Here is a 16,382-nt window from a genome sequence, read left to right as displayed (position 1 = left end):
AAACTAAATCGCCAATGCGCGTATCCGTTCGATGCGCTTCGCCATGGCGGGGTGAGATTGCATAAAATCCACATCGTTGAAACCCGGCAATCCGTTCTGCCGCGCAACCTTGGTCAGCGCCGAAATCGCCGCGTCCTTGTTTCGTAATAGTCGCACTGCCGCCTCATCGACTGCGAATTCATTCTTCTGGTAGCTAGAACTAATGAGTGGCCTACCCGCAACCATCGCGACAAAGATGATGAGAAAAGGGCTCAGGTAGAAGGTGGGGCTTATATTGACGCCGAACGACTTTCCTGACATCAATGCCACAAAAAAGAGCATCGGGATGAAGGCGATGGCGAAAGCCATGAACAATCTCTTTGGAACATGCTTCGCTTTCTTGTGAGCTAACTCATGGGCGAGAATGAAGTCTAGCTCGTCGTCGGAGAAACGATCCGCCATCGCCGGAGTCACCATCAACTGATTCGAGCTGATCGCCGCCCCATATGGCCCTTGAAGGAGCGGAGTCACTCGGACCTTCGGCACTGAAACGCTCATCCGATCCCCGATCGATTGGGCCCGTTGTTCGACCCGGCCTACCAGGTGGTCGAACCGTTGGTTGGTGGCCTGACTCTTCTTCTTAGTCGTCGCCTGAAGCACTAGGCCAAGAATCAAACTAGCAAAAAGAGCAGTCGGGAACGCCATTCGCTGGGCGAAATAGTAGGGGCTGGTTCGCGGCAAATTGACGAGGAAGACAAGTGGAAAGACCACCGCCAACGGCACCATCTTGACCGCGAAAACCTTCCAGGCGCCGGTCTTGATCGCCGCTTTGTCTTCGGCTGATGCGTCGTACTCGCTGAAATCCTCCTTTTGCGCCTTCTCCTCCTCCGTTGGACCAAGTAGTTTCTGCTCGGTCTTGTTCAGCATCGGCAGAGCGATCATCGGCCCGATTGCGAAAAACGGCACGATCATAAGCCCGACCTGGGTGAAGCGGAGGCCGAACCACATCTGGCTGACTGGCTCCAATGCTTTCGTCGGAAGGGTCAAAACCACCAACACCGCATGCAAGCCGAGCGTTCCAAATGTGCCCTTCATCACCCAGCTGCCGTACGCCTTCCGCCTCTGGGCGATCGGTAGATTCTGGTTCCTGGCAATGGTAAAGCCGATGGCAAAGCTGACCGCAAGACCTAAGATCGGAAGCGTAAACCAAGCGATCAAAGCGGGCACGACCCAACCCGGCACGGTCAGCGTCGAAATCAGGTCGCCGCTGATGCCGCTCTTCGAAACGTTCCAGTAGCGTGTGCCGTTCGAACTTGTGTAGTCCGGGGGCGCATTGATATTGAACTGCGTGTATCTCGGTGCAAGTAGGGCCACCGAGGTTTTCGGCTCGATCTTCTCGACCGCCTTCGTCAAATCGCCGAGATTAAAGGCAAGAGTCGCCTCCATCTTCCCAAACCCGCCGTTCGATACCACCAACTGGGCCGATGCGCAGTCGTCCTCTTGCGAGTACTCGACCTGGCCTCCCAAATGGCTTTGGACTCTCCAAGTTTCGAGGGCATTCGCATAGGATTTTGCATCGCCCTTGATCGGACCCACCGCCAAAATTGTCAACTTCGGACCCTCGACCAGCACGCTCACCGTCGCCTCGCCCGCGATCATCTCCGTGTCGGGAAAGCCGAAGTTATCCGACAATAAGTGCAGAAGGTTATGTTCCCGCCTGCCAACGAAGCCGTCCGACGACTCTTTAATCTGCGCGAACGACGTCGAAAAGACCCCTAAAAGCAGGATAAAGGTGGACAAAACGCGACGATTCATAAACCCCGAAAGCGCATGATACACAAGGATGCCCTGTTTCGTGTCGAACAATCTAATACTTTTCTAAGAACTGGTAGATCGCTATAATGGCGACATGAAAGCAAAGTCTTCCGTATTCGCCGCTTTCGCGCTTGGCGCGATCCTCGCCTCGTTGCCATATACATTGTCGACCGTTCATACCCAAGCTCAAGCCGCTGGTCCTAACAATGCCCAGCAGGGTCAGCCTCCGTTCCCACCCCAAGGCGGGCAGGGCTTTCCCGGCGGACAAGGGTTCCCGGGCCAAGGACAAGGCTTCCCAGGTCAGGGAATGCGCATGCAGCCCGGCGTCACCAGCATGACCACATCGGGCGCCTACCTTTTCGCCGCCGCTGGCGACACGATCTACAAGATCAAGATCGAAACCATGAAGGTCGAAGGTCAAACCAACCTGCCTCGACCTCAGTTCCAACCCGGCTTAGGCGGAGGAGGCGGCAACGATCAGGGTCTTCGTCGCAACGGTGGCGGCGGCCTTGGAGGCGGTGGCGCCACCCGGGGTGGCGCCACCGACGCTCCGGCGTCTGCCAATGGCACGAATAAGTAACGTGTTGACAGGTCTGGCCCGTTAGGGCCAGACTGAGGCATGAGCGGTCTGCTTGCACTGGCGCTGGTTTCCCGCATGACCTTCAATCCGGCCATCAAGGTCTGTCAGGTCGGCTACCTACCGAGCGAAACCAAAATCGGCATTCTCACGACGTTTAGCAGTGGCTTTGCGTTTATTCATGTCGCCGGTCAGGATAAGACCGTCATGAAGGCCCCGATCGGTAACTCGATCAAAGACCCCGACACCGGCGACGACATCCAGCAAATCGACTTTTCCAAGCTGACCAAGCCCGGAACTTACGTCGTTTCTATTCCCGGCATCGGTGACAGCGCCCCATTCAAGGTCGGCAACGATGTCTTTGCCCACGCCTTCCGCCTCGCCATCCGAAGCTATTACGGCCAACGCTCGGGCATCGACGTTAACCTCGCGCCCGATTTTCCTCAGTACCACTTCAAAGCTGGCCATACCGCCCTCGCCCAGTACGACCCCTCGAGCGGCAAAACCGGCACGCGCGACGTCACCGGCGGCTGGTACGACGCCGGCGACTACGGCCGATACGTGGTCAACTCCGGCATCACCACCGGCACCCTGCTCTGGGCGTACGAAATGAACGCCAAGAAGCTCGTGAAGGTCAAGCTCAACATCCCCGAGACCGGCAAATCCAAGCGGCCCGACTTCCTGAGCGAGGTCAAGTGGAACCTCGACTGGATGCTCAAGATGCAGGACACCGACGGCGGCGCATGGCACAAAGCCACCACTGCGAATTTCAGCGGATTCATCGCCCCCGACCAGGACAAAGCGCCGGTTTTGGTCGTTGGCACCGGTCACGGCGAGTTCAAAAACACCACCGCGACCGCCGACCTTGCCGCCGTTGCCGCCATCGCCGCTCGCGTGTTCAAACCGTACGACTCCGCCTACGCAACCAAGTGCCTAGCCGCCGCCAAGAAGGGCTTTGCCTGGGCGCAGGCTCACCCCGACGAACTGTTCACTCGCAACCCCAAGGGTATTTCGACCGGTGGATATGGCGACGGCGACGCTCGCGACGAACGCCTTTGGGCCGCCGCAGAACTTTTCCGCACCACGGGTGCGGCCGAATACCAAAAGGCGTTTCTCGAACTCGCCAAAGCGTGGCCCGACACCATCACGTCCGGCAACCCTCCAGGCTGGCCCCAAGTCCGGCCGATGGCCCTCATGACCTTTGCGATGACCGACCCCAAAATCGCCGACAAGACTTACCAAACAAGGGTTCGGGTCGACCTCGCAAAGGCCGCCAAAGAGATCGTTCGCCGCGTCAAAGACAACGCCTATCTGATGCCCCTCACCGCGAAGGAATACTACTGGGGCAGTAACTCGGTCGTCGCCAACTATGCCCTGATGCTCCAAGTCGCCGACCACATAGCCCCTCGCCCCGAGTACAAACAGGCCGCGCTCGACTGCCTGCACTACCTTTTCGGCCGCAACACCTTCGCCACCAGCTTCGTCACTCAGGTCGGCACGCAGTCGGCGATGAACCCCCACCACCGCCCGAGCCGCTCGCTCGGACTGAGCAAGCCCTTCCCTGGATTGCTCGTTGGTGGACCCAATGCCGACAACGGCAAGACTCCACCCGCCAAGCAATGGGAAGACAATTGGGAAAACTATCGCGTGAACGAGGTCGCCATCAACTGGAACGCCCCGCTCGTGTTTGCCTTGGCAAACGAACTACCTTAGGTTGACCAGGCGATCCATCGTCGCCTCCATGATCGCCGACGTCTGCGCCGACACGCTAAACACGATTGCTTCCCGCAAGACCCGATTGGCCGGATGCGACGCCGAGTTCGCCGCCCCGCTACTGCTCGTGACCGCCGCCTGCGCGCACCGCATCATCAGGTCGATCGCCCAAGCCCGCTTCTTCAGCCGATCCGGCGCCGTGTCCTCGCCAAAGTCCTTCTGCGACTCCACCAACGCTTGTCGGCAGTCGTGCAGTTCCTTTTCCAGGTCGCTCGCCGCCCTCGTCAGGAAGGTCAAGCCCCGCTTCGCCCCGTTCTCTCGCACCACGTCGATGCCCGCCAGCGCGCATCCGATGGCAAAATGCCCCTGGAGCGTGATGTTGAACGCATCGTTAGCCCGCATCCAATCCTTATCCTTGATGAACGCCACCTTGCGGTTGGGCAGGAAGTAGCCCTCCATCTGGGCCGAAACCGTGTTCGCCGCCTCCATCGCCGCCAGCTTCATCGGCTTGCTCAGCGTCTGCCCCTTCAGGTTCTTCAGCGGCACCATACCGAAGAGCGCTTGCCCGTTCGACATCGTCGCTCCGATGATGTATTCGTGGAAGTACCCCTTACCCGTGATCCACGGCACAAACCCGTCGATGACGAACCCGCCGTCCACCACTTTGGCTCGGCAGATCGGGTCGCCCGCCCGCCGCAACTGTGAGAATCCCAGCCCGACCATCTTCTCGTCGTGCATCTTCGGCAGGTACTCCGTCTTGATCTTCTCGCTCCCCTGCTTATTCAGCAGGCTCACCGCCGACTGGTGCTGGGTCTGTAGGAACGCCAACGCCCCCGAATACCGCGCGATCTCCTCCTGAAATCGTCGAAAATCTGGCTCCGCCATCGCCGGACCGCCGTACGCCTCGGGCCGCTTGAGGCCCATAAAGCCGTTCTTCTTCAGCCCCTCGAACGCCGCCGCCATCGCCTTGGTATCGTGGTCGATGGCAAACGCATTCGGCTTGATCTCGGTCTCGAAGAATTGAATGGCTTCGCGGATCACCCGGGTCAGCCCTCCAGCTTCGTGAAATCGCCTGCGAGCAACAGTTGTTTCGCCGCCGCATTGGCCAAGCCGAGCCTTTGGAATCGAAGGCCTTCGTCTTCGGCGAGGACCATCGTGTTATCGAAGAAGGCATTGATTGGATCAGCCAGGCTCAAGAGATGCTCTTTCAAGTTGGCCATTTCGAACGGCGCTTCTAGCCGCTTCAGCAACATAGCGCCTTCCACCGAGTCCAGCTTTGCGCCATCGATATCTTTCGGGTTCGCCCACTGGATGCCCTTCTTCTGGGCCGCCGAGACGATATTGATCGGACGAGAAGCGGTCTGAACGAAGTTTCCGCTTTGCTTGAGGTCCGAAATCAAATTCAGGCGGAACACCACGGACTGCGGAGACATGAGGGCTCTGAGGTCGTTCGAGAGCATGGCGGCGTTGATGACGTCGTTCGGATACTGGTCGAACAACGCGATGTACCGACCCTCAAAAATGCTCTTGAGCGAGGCGCTCGCCTTTTCTTGGTCAAGGTCAAATCCCTGACCTGCATACTCTTCGAATGCGTGATTGAGGAGCGTCACGTAGGACGGCAACTCGCCGACCCAATTCTCCGCCACTCGGATCAGGGTCGTGACCGCTTTTCGCAGACCGTAAGGGTCCGACGATCCGGTTGGCTCCAAGCCAAGTCCGAGGTAACCAGCTAATTTGTCCAACTGATCGGCGATGATGAGGTAGCCGGAAATTCGATCCTCGACCGTCTGCAATGGGCTAGAAGGAACCGAATATTGCCGTCCGATGGCGGTCGCGACGACTTCGTTGCCGCGACTCATGCGCAAGTACTCCGCCCCGATGACGCCCTGCAAAGAGCTTAATTCGCTGACCAAGCCGGTCGACAAATCGAACTTGGCGAATCGACCGGCCAACTCGGCCAAATCCATCTCGTCGCTACTCGCCCCCGCCGTGGACGCTATTTCTGCGCACAAGCTCGAAAGGCGATCCGCCCGCTGTCGCATGGTCCCAAGCTGGGCTTGAAAAAGGATGTCTTTCGTCTTCTCCAGGAAGTCAACGGGCCGAAGCTTTTGATCCTGCTCAAAAAAGAATCGGGCATCGTTGAACCGAGCGCCGAGCACCCATTCGCACCCGCGTCGAACCGTCTCATCTTCGCCCGAATTTCGGACGAACACGAAGGCGTTGGTCAGTTTGCCGAGCTTGTCCCGCACCGGGAACATGCGCTCATGCTTGGCCATTGCCGTCACCAAGACCGGTTCTGGGAGTTCTAGGAACGATTCCGGGAAGGTTCCGCGGATCGCCGTCGGCCATTCGCAGAGGAAGGCATTTTCGTCCAGCAGGTCCTCGGTGATCTCGGGCTCACCTTCGGCCACGGATTTTGTTTCGACCAGAATCGAATCCCGGCGCATTTCAACATCAGGCTCAACAAACGAAGCTCTGAGCTTGGTGATGAGTTCGTTGAATGTCTTTGCCTCGAACGGCTGAGGCGCGTAAAAGCGATGTCCGCGACTGGTAAGCCCACTCGGCAAATCCTCGACATCGAACGAAACCAACTCGCCACCCAGCGACGCCAGAACCCACCGGATCGGACGCGCGAAACGAACCTTCGACGAGCCCCATCGCATCGACTTTTCGAAGTTCAATCCAAGGATGATTTTGGGCAGGATCTCGGCCAACACTTCGGCCGTCTCGCGGCCCGGAATGTGCTTCGTCACCCACACATACTGCTCATCCTTACGCAGGTCTTCGGGCGAGATGCCCTGCGACTTGCAGAACCCGAGCAGAGCCCCGGTCGGAGCGCCATCCGCCCCGAAAGCCGCCTGAAGCGAGGGGCCGCGCTGTTCCTTGGTCGCGTCCTCCTGCCGTGCCTTCAGGTCGGGAAAGCTGACGATCAGTCGCCGCGGCGTTCCCATCGCCACCGGCTCCGAATTCTTCAAACCCAAGCCTTCGAGCTCTTTGGACAGCGTAGCGGCAAGGTCCGTATAGGCCTTTTCGACAAAGGAGGCGGGAAGCTCTTCACATCCGACTTCGAGCAAAAACTCAGGCATGGCGAACCTAGAGGATACCATTTTGCCCCTTCGTGCCCTTCGCACGATTTTTCAGTACTTTTGCCCCAGAAATGAACTCCCGGAGCAAACCGGCGTTGTCACAGATTGATGATCTCCGGATGGCTTTTTTGTGCCCTCGGTGCGCAAACGTGGGGTGAATCGATCTCCGTCAACGTGGATGGACAGACTCGATCCGCCATTGTGTTTCGACCCTCATCATCGGGGGCCAAAAAGCCAGCAATCTATTTCGTGTTCCACGGGCTCGGAGGCAATGCCCGTGCCGCGGTTCGCCAGTTCCACATTCACGAACTTGACCAGAGCGCCATCGTCGTCTATGCCGAAGGCATTCCCGCTCCCCTGAAGCAGGAGCGATCCATCCGCCTCGGCGGCCGCAACATCGGCCTCAACGGCAAGAACACGTGGCAAATCATGCCCGGCCAATACGCCGACCGCGACCTCCATTTTGTCCAGGCCCTCGTCAAATGGGGCGACCAAAATGGAGCCGACTCCACCCACCGCTACTACATCGGACACTCGAATGGAAGCGTCTTTGCTTGGGTCGTCCTCAAAGAAATGGGCAAATGCTTCGCTCGTTTCGTCGGCATGAATGGTGGGACCCTGCTCCCTCTCAACGGCGCGCCGCAAAGGCCAACCTTCCTCACGACCGGCACCAACGACCGCCTTGTTCCTCCCGCTTCCGTCGAAAAGTTCGGCGACACGCTGGCCACCCACAATAAATGTTCCGGCGGCTCCGGCAGTCCAGTCAAAACCTACGCGGGCGCCAATCCGGTCTACCTTTACGAGTACGCCGGCGGACACATGCCGTCGAATGATGCTTATGCTATGGCCGTCAAGTTCTGCCAAACCGGCAAACCCAACTAAGATTTCCCCGAAATCGGCTCTATAATTTGGTTTGGCAGATGTCCGTCGCCACCTCCGCAAAAATCTTCCTGGTTCGCGCCTTGCGATGGCCAAAGTGTGCGTGGGGTTGGCGATCCTGTTCGACCGCCCGTTCCAACCCGTTCCCCATCGTCCTTTGCGAGCGCCGAACCCCTCTGCGTCGTTCGGCAACCATCTCCAATGAACGACTCCAGTGCGGCAAAGAGGTCAACGTCGCGCTCGCCGCGGGCCGCATCGACGGCGTCACCCTCGCCCCCGGCCAATCCGTTTCCTACCACAAGCTGGTCGGACTCCCGATCAAGCTAAGAGGCTTTGTGGAAGGGCTGGAACTGCGCTCGGGACGGGAAGCTGAAGGCGTCGGCGGTGGTTGCTGTTCGGTCTCGAATCTTCTCGCCCTGCTCGCCATCGAGAGTGGACTGGACCTTGTCGAGCGCCACCGTCACGGCCTCGACCTCTTTCCCGATCACGGCCGAAGTGTCCCGTTTGGATGCGGCGCGACCGTCTTCTACCCTTACGCCGACCTCAAAATTCGCAATCCGCACGATTTCCCCGTCCGCATTTCGCTCGTCATCGAGGACGGAAACTTGAAAGGTCAAATCCAGTCTCCCACGGACCCATCCTGGCGCTATCAGGTCGTCGAACGCGACCACCATTTTTCGAAAGAAGGCGATGTCTGGGTTCGTCAGAATCGAATCTGCCGCCAAAAGGTCTCACCCGAGGGCCAAATCCTCGGTGAAGAAGAAGTCCTCCGCAACCACGGGCGATGCCTCTACGATCCCGAAACTCAGGACTAACGGTAATAAGCCGCGTGGTACGCCCCGATCAAACCCGCATTCTCGCCGTTTGGCGAGGGCAAGCACCCGCAGGTTTCGACCTCAGCTCGAAGCCAGTCGGATAAACCAACGCCACCGCAAACCACGATCGCATCAGGAAAATAGGCGGACCGCAGGTACTTCACCGCGTATCGAAACGCCGATACGGCCTTAACTTTCTGCTCGTCGCTCGGTTGATCCGTCAATGCCGCTCCGCCCAAAACCTCTTCCACCGTCGATCCGTCCGGTAAATACAAATCGTTCACCCGAAGGTACTCACCCCGAGGGCCGCAGAAAATCTTTCCTTCCGCCACGAATCCAGCCCCTACGCCAGTCCCCAAAGCGAGAGTCGCAACCCGTTTGCCCGCCAAGTCTGGGTGGCAAGCGTGCCCCCACGATGTCGCCAATCCGTCGTTTAGCGCGACCGTCGGCACCCCCAAAGTGTCAAAAGACAAAACCGTTCCCGTATGGTCGGGGATGATCTCCTTCGCCTCCCACACTTCGCCCGTCTTAGGATCGACGGTTCCGCCCGTCCCGACGCCGATCCGCTGAACTTTCAATTCCTTCGCCCGCTGTCGAATTGCTGCAACCCGCTCGTCACGCCCCGCTGAACGCTCCACCTTTTCAGCTTCGACCAGTCGCCCGTCCTCAAACAGCCCATACCGGATCCAGGTCCCTCCCAAATCGACCGCCAACACGCGCTCATGGGCTCGACCAGTCGGCATCATAGCCCGAGTCTGCTTCAATGGATCGTTGATCGCGCCGCCCACCACCACGCCATGCGCGCCGATGTTCAGCGCCGCTTCGACCTGCCATCGCTGTGAATATCGTCCCTCAGCGATGATCGCCTTGCGCCGCCCCTTCGCCGTTTTTCCGCAGGCATAGCGCACGAGGTCAAAGTCCGGCCCGTCGGTCATCGGCCTCGCGCCGGTGTAGCCTGCCAGCGTCGTCCCCACCAAGTCCACATCGCACTCAAACGCGTAGTCGACCGCCTCGGGCGAGTCACAATCCGCCATCGCCAGGCACCCGGCGTCCTGGATCAAGCCCACCAGATGATCCAAGCTCGATCCATCCGGCCGCGGCCGCGGAGTGGCATCTAGCGCGATGATCTGGCAACCCAGCGCGATCAGCCGCCGAACTTCCTGCGCCGTCGGCGTGATATAGACATCCGAACCTGGAAAGCTCTTCTTGATCAACCCGATCACCGGAACCCCGATCCGGTCCTTGATATGCCGAATGTTTTCGGCACCCTGCAGGCGCACCACCTGCACACCCTGGTCCACCGAGGTCTTGGCCAGCCGGAACAACGTCTCCGGGTCGTCCACTGCCGCCCCCTCGCTCGCCTGCGCCGACACGATCAACGGGCAGTCTTGAAGCATAGCGAGCAGATTCTGAAGCACGGTTGAATTATCCCATGTCGTCCGTTCTCCTTCGCTAATCGACTTCGGATGAATGCGATCTAGGAACCGGCCACGAAGTGGTCGCAAACAATAGCCGGGTGGTCGGAGCGACTACAGGAAGCGAAGCCCTCCGGTAGGCATCCGACCATCATGGCGGCTCCTAAATGCAATCCTTGATACCTTCATCAGGAAGCGAAGCCCTCCGGTAGGCATCCGACCATCATGGCGGCTCCTAAATGCAATCCTTGATACCTTCATTCGGAAAGCGAGAGAACGACCAGCGGACCCATCGCGCAGGTTGGATTCGCCAACCAACCGGGTACCCTCTCCGGGTGAGTCTTGTTCGCGTTATCGCGTTAGGTGGCGTTGGGGAAATCGGAAAGAACTGTAGTCTCGTCCAGCAGGACGACGACATCGTCGTCATCGACTGCGGCCTGTCCTTTCCAAATGAGGAAATGCTGGGTATCGACATCGTCGTTCCCGACTTCACGTACCTCATCGAGAACAAAGACAAAGTCCGCGGCGTCTTCTTAACCCACGCCCACGAAGACCACGTAGGCGGCCTGCCGTACCTGCTCGGCGAGATCACCTGCCCGGTCTACTGCACCGAATTCACCCATGCCCTCATCCGCCACAAAATGGACGAGCGCCTGCCCCACAAGAAGATCGAATTCCGCATCGTGAAACCCGGCGAGATCATCAAGGCAGGCAAGCTGACCGTCGAGCCGATCCGCGTCACCCACTCGATCCCCGAGAACTGCTCGCTCGCCATCAATACCGAACACGGCTACATCATCTTTACGGGCGACTTCAAGTTCGATTTCACCCCCATTGACGGCAAGCTCGCTGACCTTAAGCGCTTCGGCGAACTCGGCGAGGAAGGCGTGGTCCTCCTCCTCTCCGACTCCACCAACGTCGAACGTCCAGGTTGGGGACCTAGCGAGCGCATCGTCTCCGACGGCCTCCGAAAGGTCTTCAACGAAGCCCCGGGCCGCGTGCTCCTCACCACCTTCGCCTCCAACATCCACCGCATGCAACAGGTGTACGAAGTCGCCAAGGAGACGGGACGAAAGGTCGCCGTCGTCGGCCGGTCGATGGAGCGCAACCTCGACATCTGCCAAAGCCTCGGCTACGTCCGAATTCCGCATGGAACCTCGATCACCCTCGACGAAGCCAAAAGCCTTCCGCCCGAAGAGGTCGCCATTCTCACGACTGGCTCCCAAGGCGAGCCGCTCAGCGCCCTCGTGCAGATGAGCAAGGGCGAATACGGTCGACTTCAGATTCAAGAAGGGGACACCCTCATCTATTCGGCGCGCCCCATTCCCGGCAACGAGGGTGCCATCTGGCGAACCATCAACCGCCTCTTCCTCCAAGGTTGCCGCGTCATCTACGACGCCCCGTATCCCATCCACGTCAGCGGCCACGCCTACCAAGAGGAGTTGAAGATGATGATCAACCTCACCCGGCCGTTCTACATCGCGCCGGTCCACGGAGAACCCCGCCACCAGTTCCTCTACAGCCAAATCGCACTGGACATGGGCTACCCGGATCACCGAATCTTCACACTGGAAGCTGGCATTCCGCTTCAAATCGACGATAGTTCCGCCTCACTTGGCGATGCCGTACCCACCGGGCGCGTCCTCGTCGATAACAGCGGCACCCCCGGCGTCTCGGAAGAAGTCCTGCGCGACCGCTACAACGTCGCCAACGATGGCCTCATCATCCTCTCCATCGCCATCGACACCACCCACGGCGAGATCGTCGGTGACCCTAGCCTACTCTCGAAGGGCTTCCACGGTCCCAAGGGCCTGCTGGAAGACGCCCATGACCTCATGATCGATGCCCTCGCCGCTCTCACGCCGAACGAAATCAAGGACCTCAACCGCATCAAAACCGATGCCACCGCCATCGTCCGCAAATTCATGGCGAAACGAGGCAAGTTAAGGCCGCTGATCGTCGCTTCGATCATCGAAGTTTAACGAGATATAAGAAATTTAGGCCCATCGCACTAAACCCTAGGCGCATTGGAACGTCATACCAATGATAACTGTAAGGGTTATTGATTATGAATGGGACAGAGCTAAAGAAAATCGAGGAGTTTCTCAAACTCCAAGAAGGTGTTCTGAACGCCATTGCGAGTCTCGAAAGAGAAGAACTGAAGGTGCAGGTAACTGTGCCGCAGACCAGCACATGGTCAGAAAACACCATCAAAAATCGGTGTGAAGAAGGGCTGGGAGTGAGCCCCGATAGGATCCTCCTGATGACTTCCCGACCCAATCGGGTCTTTGCGCGAACGGCGTAGCCGAGCGATTTATGATCGCCAGTGAGGCGGTCTTTGCGAATAGAAAAAGGCGGTGCACGATGAGTGCCCGCCTTAGTCACATCTGGGGGAGTAATTTACTCCGCGTCTTCCTCTTCTTCCCCGTGAAACTCTTCTTCGTCGCCGTCGATCGGCTTACCGGGGTTCTTCAAACCCGCATCCAAATCTACGAATGCGATGTTCTTCAGTTGGCGATTGGGGCAGTTGTTACAAACGAATTCGACTTTAGCCGACTGAAGCCAGTCCGGCACCTTATCGATCGGCTTTCCGCACGAGCACAGTACCATTAGTTGGAATCCTTATCGTTGAGCGAGATTTCCGGAAACGACGAAAGCCAAATCTTGTGAGAAATGAGACCGTTCACCAACATCACGACGCTGGCAGCAAAATAGATCGCCCAGAGCTTGTCTTCATGGCGTTGGCCCGGATCGCGGATGACAGGGTCCCCGCCGATGAGGCCCACGACACCCAGGATGAAGAGCACGGCGGCTATCCAAAAGTAGGTGTTCTTAAGCCATGAATTCTTCGTCGGAGTAACCGGCTTCTTCTCGCTCACTGCGTAATAGTGTACCCGTGGCGAGTCCGAATGGTTCCCGATAACGGGAGGCTTCGGGATTCAGGCTTCAGGATTCAGTAGAATGAATTCCTGTGCGGCGATCAGACTTTCGTGACCTGATGGTTTGGCAGAAAGCCAGAGATGTCTGCTATGACCTTCACGACGCCACAAGGACGTTCCCTGAGGACGAGCGGTACGGAATGGTCGCTCAAATTCGAAGGTCGGCAGTATCTGTGCCAACAAACATCGCTGAAGGGCATGGCCGAAGCTCAAAGCCTGACTTCGTGCGCTTTCTCTACATCTCGTTAGGTTCCGTCCGAGAACTTGAAACTCTGGTTGAGATGTCCGGTCACTTCGGCTATCTTGAGAACAGTGATGCGCTCTTGGAGCGACTTCAAGAGGTGGCGAAGATGCTAACCGCCCTGATCAAGTCCCAGTCTCCTGAATCCTGAATCCTGAAGCCTGAATCCTGAAGCCTAAGCTCTAATATCCACAATCTTGCCCTTACCCTCCAGCATCTGGAGCAACTGGGCAGCTTCGGTCTTCTGACCTTGCAGGGCTTTCTTCAAAAGCGTGGCCTGGGTCGACGTCGAAGCGTTCGCCCCCTGAGCGGCAATCGTACTGTTAACGGCAGATGCCTGACCGGAAATCCCCTGCATGACAATGGATATTGTCGGGAGGATTTACCGGTTCTTCATCTGATCCGGCGAAAACTGGTAATCGCCTTTCAAGATTGCACCCCGAAGCAGCTTCCGACCGCGGTGGATGCGCGAGCGCACCGTCCCGATCGTCGTATTCTGCATCTCCGCAATCTCGTGGTAGGAAAGCCCTTCCAGATCGCACTGTCGGATCGCCGTGGCATAAATCTCGGGAATTCGCGAAAGCGATTGCCCAAGCTGAGCCCGATACTCTTCAAACAAAATTTCGTCCGACGCAATCGGCGACGGGTCGGCAATCGCCAATTCCTGAATCTCTCCATCGAGGGTTTGGGCGATTCCTTGTAGCGACTCGGCTTTGCGGATCGGGTTGGCCCGTCGGCGCGAATCGAGATAGGCTCTCTGCATAATCCGCAGAAGCCAGTTCAGGAAGGGCTTGTCTACTGCATAGGAGTCGAACCCCTTCCACGCTTTAAGGTAGGTCTCTTGGACCAGGTCTTCGGCGTCCGACGCATTTCGCGTCAGTTCATACGCCATGCGATAAGCTCGCTTGGAGCTCATCTCGATCATTTTTTCGAATCTTTCGATGTCCTGAGTTGACGCCGCGCTGCGCTCACTAGGGTCAGTCGCACTTGAACTCATCGGTCTTCCCCGTAAGTACTACGTACACATACTATCCTACCATTCCCAAGATTTCAAGAGTTTTCAGAATGAACAAGACTTGTTCACACACCGTTAATCATGTATATTCGCGGGGAAGGATGAAATTCGTCTTAATTACAAAGGACCAGGACATGCAAAATGAGGCCAAAGAGGGCTTTCATCCAAGTGACACGTTCGAGGCATTTTCCGAGTGGGAACCGGCCCTCGATGCCGCCGCCGATGCTGATCTGATCTTTGTCGACCTCCTTGCCACCCTCGACGAGCCGCACAAGATCGCCGGCTACGAAAAGTTCGCCCACGCCAAGATGGACCACGCCAAGGCCAAAGCCATCCCCCTCGTGCTGATTTCGCCGCCCGACGACTACGAACTCGATTTTATGGCCGGTTGGCCGGATTTCGTTTTCGCCAACATCCGTCGTCCGGTCAGCTACAAGCACTTCCGGCGAGCCTCCACCTGGGTCTGAGGTTCCCCTTTTTAGCGAAATCGGCTATAATCCTTTAACGTTGGGAGAAGGCTCAACGGGAAAGCCGGCGGATCCTCGACAAGGGATGCGTCGGCTTTTCTTTGCGTTAGGCTGACGCACAGTTAGGAGAAAACCATGCCAACACTCGTGATCGTGGGCGCCCAGTGGGGCGACGAAGCCAAAGGGAAACTCGTAGACGTTCTGGGGAGCCAAGCTAGCTTGGTGGTCCGCTTTGCTGGCGGAAATAATGCCGGGCACACCGTCATCGCCAACGGAAAAGAATTCAAATTCCACCTCATTCCCGCCGGAATCTTGCATAAGGGCACCAAAGCCCTCGTCGGATCGGGCATGGTGGTCTGCCCCAAGGGTTTGTTGGAAGAGTGGGACCGCACCAATGCCCAGCAGTCCGACCTCGGCGAGCTGATCATCTCCAGCGCCGCCCACGTCGTCTTTCCCTACCATCGCATGCTCGACTCGCTGGAAGAGGAAGCTCGCGGCCACAACAAGATCGGCACCACTAGCCGAGGCATCGGCCCCGCTTACCAAGACAAGGTTGCCCGCATCGGCATCCGCATGGGCGAGTTCGTCGATCCCAACCGATTCCCCGAGCGACTGAAGGAAGTCCTCGAAGTTAAGAACCGCTACCTATCGCTCTTCGGCAAGGATCCGATTGGTTACGACGACCTCCTCGCCGAATATTCCGCCTACGCGGAACGGCTCCGACCTTTCGTGCGCGACACCGAAGCCCTCGTAGCCGAAGCTGTCGAAGCCGGCGAAAAGGTCCTTCTCGAAGGCGCGCAAGGCACGTTTCTCGACCTCGACTCGGGCACCTATCCGTATGTGACGTCTTCGCACCCCGTCGCTGGCGGCGCCTGCCTCGGCACCGGCATCGGCCCGCGTCACATCGACGCCGTCCTCGGAGTCTGCAAGACCTACACCACCCGCGTCGGAAGCGGCCCGTTCCCGACCGAACTCACCGACGAACTCGGCGACCACATTCGCACCATCGGCAAGGAGTTCGGCACTACGACTGGCCGCGGACGCCGCATCGGATGGCTCGACCTCGTCGCCTTGCGCCACTCGTGCCGACTAAACTCGCTCAGCGGGCTCGTCGTTACACGGTTGGACATTCTCAGCGATTTTGAAACGATTAAGGTGGCGGTCAAGTACAAACTTGAAGGTCAGGAAATCGACTACCTCCCCGGAGACGTCGAGGTTTTGGCTAAAATCGAGCCGGTCTACCACGAACTGCCGGGTTGGAAGGGCGACCTTCGATCCGCGCGCACCGTCGAAGACCTGCCCAAAGAGGCCCGTGCCTACCTGGATTTCATGGCCGAGTACACCAAAACTCCGGTCGCGATCATATCGGTGGGACCGGATCGGGAAGAGACGATTATCGCTAATAGAAATCTAATTTGGGGAGAATAGTTTGGGCATCTCG

The 16,382-nt window shown here is 58.1% G+C and carries 15 protein-coding genes and 1 pseudogene; 8 read left to right on the top strand and 8 right to left on the bottom strand.

Features of this window, described 5'->3' with window-relative positions; all coding sequences use genetic code 11:
• Nucleotides 1-3 precede the first annotated feature (3 nt).
• Nucleotides 4-1,794 carry a M48 family metalloprotease gene (locus tag GC165_02750; GenBank protein ID MBI1331778.1) on the bottom strand — a complete coding sequence of 597 codons (1,791 nt, stop codon included), beginning with the start codon at nt 1,792-1,794 and terminating at the stop codon, nt 4-6.
• A gap of 241 nt (nt 1,795-2,035) precedes the next feature.
• On the opposite strand from GC165_02750, the pseudogene GC165_02745 reads away from it, so the two are divergent.
• Nucleotides 2,036-2,104, top strand: a pseudogene (locus tag GC165_02745) (transporter).
• A 309-nt stretch (nt 2,105-2,413) separates the two neighbouring features.
• Nucleotides 2,414-4,084, top strand: coding sequence for a glycosyl hydrolase family 5 (locus tag GC165_02740; protein MBI1331777.1), 1,671 nt, complete (start codon nt 2,414-2,416; stop codon nt 4,082-4,084).
• On the opposite strand, the gene GC165_02735 is transcribed toward GC165_02740, so the two are convergent.
• Together GC165_02735 and glyS are read right to left on the bottom strand one after the other, a co-directional pair.
• Nucleotides 4,076-5,125 (bottom strand): acyl-CoA dehydrogenase, encoded by a 1,050-nt coding sequence (locus GC165_02735; GenBank protein MBI1331776.1) that lies wholly within the window; start codon nt 5,123-5,125, stop codon nt 4,076-4,078. The genes GC165_02740 and GC165_02735 overlap by 9 nt on opposite strands.
• Before the next feature lie 5 nt (nt 5,126-5,130).
• Nucleotides 5,131-7,191 (bottom strand): glycine--tRNA ligase subunit beta, encoded by a 2,061-nt coding sequence (glyS, locus tag GC165_02730; protein MBI1331775.1) that lies wholly within the window; start codon nt 7,189-7,191, stop codon nt 5,131-5,133.
• Between the two features lie 87 nt (nt 7,192-7,278).
• On the opposite strand from glyS, the gene GC165_02725 reads away from it, so the two are divergent.
• Nucleotides 7,279-8,052: a hypothetical protein gene (locus GC165_02725; GenBank protein ID MBI1331774.1), complete on the top strand. Its 774-nt coding sequence runs from the start codon at nt 7,279-7,281 to the stop codon at nt 8,050-8,052.
• Nucleotides 8,053-8,090: 38 nt separating this feature from the next.
• Complete coding sequence (locus tag GC165_02720) at nt 8,091-8,864, top strand: vancomycin resistance protein (GenBank protein MBI1331773.1); 774 nt, start codon at nt 8,091-8,093, stop codon at nt 8,862-8,864.
• Here the strand turns inward: GC165_02720 and GC165_02715 are convergent.
• Nucleotides 8,861-10,282, bottom strand: coding sequence for an ROK family protein (locus GC165_02715; GenBank protein MBI1331772.1), 1,422 nt, complete (start codon nt 10,280-10,282; stop codon nt 8,861-8,863). The two genes, GC165_02720 and GC165_02715, sit on opposite strands and share 4 nt — an antisense overlap.
• 236 nt (nt 10,283-10,518) lie before the next feature.
• Between GC165_02715 and GC165_02710 the strand changes: the two genes are divergently transcribed.
• Nucleotides 10,519-12,261 (top strand): RNase J family beta-CASP ribonuclease, encoded by a 1,743-nt coding sequence (locus GC165_02710; GenBank protein MBI1331771.1) that lies wholly within the window; start codon nt 10,519-10,521, stop codon nt 12,259-12,261.
• A 418-nt stretch (nt 12,262-12,679) separates the two neighbouring features.
• On the opposite strand, the gene GC165_02705 is transcribed toward GC165_02710, so the two are convergent.
• Nucleotides 12,680-12,889: a hypothetical protein gene (locus tag GC165_02705; GenBank protein MBI1331770.1), complete on the bottom strand. Its 210-nt coding sequence runs from the start codon at nt 12,887-12,889 to the stop codon at nt 12,680-12,682.
• Nucleotides 12,889-13,158 carry a hypothetical protein gene (locus GC165_02700; protein ID MBI1331769.1) on the bottom strand — a complete coding sequence of 90 codons (270 nt, stop codon included), beginning with the start codon at nt 13,156-13,158 and terminating at the stop codon, nt 12,889-12,891. Before GC165_02700 ends, GC165_02705 begins: the two co-directional genes overlap by 1 nt.
• Nucleotides 13,159-13,277: 119 nt before the next feature.
• On the opposite strand from GC165_02700, the gene GC165_02695 reads away from it, so the two are divergent.
• Nucleotides 13,278-13,610: a four helix bundle protein gene (locus tag GC165_02695; protein MBI1331768.1), complete on the top strand. Its 333-nt coding sequence runs from the start codon at nt 13,278-13,280 to the stop codon at nt 13,608-13,610.
• A 24-nt stretch (nt 13,611-13,634) separates the two neighbouring features.
• Here the strand turns inward: GC165_02695 and GC165_02690 are convergent, their stop codons facing one another.
• Both GC165_02690 and GC165_02685 read right to left on the bottom strand, forming a co-directional pair.
• Complete coding sequence (locus GC165_02690) at nt 13,635-13,817, bottom strand: hypothetical protein (GenBank protein MBI1331767.1); 183 nt, start codon at nt 13,815-13,817, stop codon at nt 13,635-13,637.
• Nucleotides 13,818-13,841: 24 nt separating this feature from the next.
• On the bottom strand, nt 13,842-14,456 hold the full coding sequence (locus GC165_02685) for a sigma-70 family RNA polymerase sigma factor (protein MBI1331766.1): 615 nt from the start codon (nt 14,454-14,456) through the stop codon (nt 13,842-13,844).
• A gap of 119 nt (nt 14,457-14,575) precedes the next feature.
• Here GC165_02685 and GC165_02680 point away from each other — a divergent pair, with 119 nt between their 5' ends.
• Together GC165_02680 and GC165_02675 are read left to right on the top strand one after the other, a co-directional pair.
• Complete coding sequence (locus GC165_02680) at nt 14,576-14,941, top strand: hypothetical protein (GenBank protein ID MBI1331765.1); 366 nt, start codon at nt 14,576-14,578, stop codon at nt 14,939-14,941.
• A 135-nt stretch (nt 14,942-15,076) separates the two neighbouring features.
• Nucleotides 15,077-16,369: an adenylosuccinate synthase gene (locus tag GC165_02675; GenBank protein MBI1331764.1), complete on the top strand. Its 1,293-nt coding sequence runs from the start codon at nt 15,077-15,079 to the stop codon at nt 16,367-16,369.
• Nucleotides 16,370-16,382 lie beyond the last annotated feature (13 nt).

This window comes from Armatimonadota bacterium, from assembly GCA_016125185.1.
Lineage (GTDB): Bacteria > Armatimonadota > Fimbriimonadia > Fimbriimonadales > Fimbriimonadaceae > Fimbriimonas.
The sequence above is the reverse complement of the archived record's forward strand: the minus strand, read 5'-3'. Positions and strand labels throughout refer to the sequence as shown.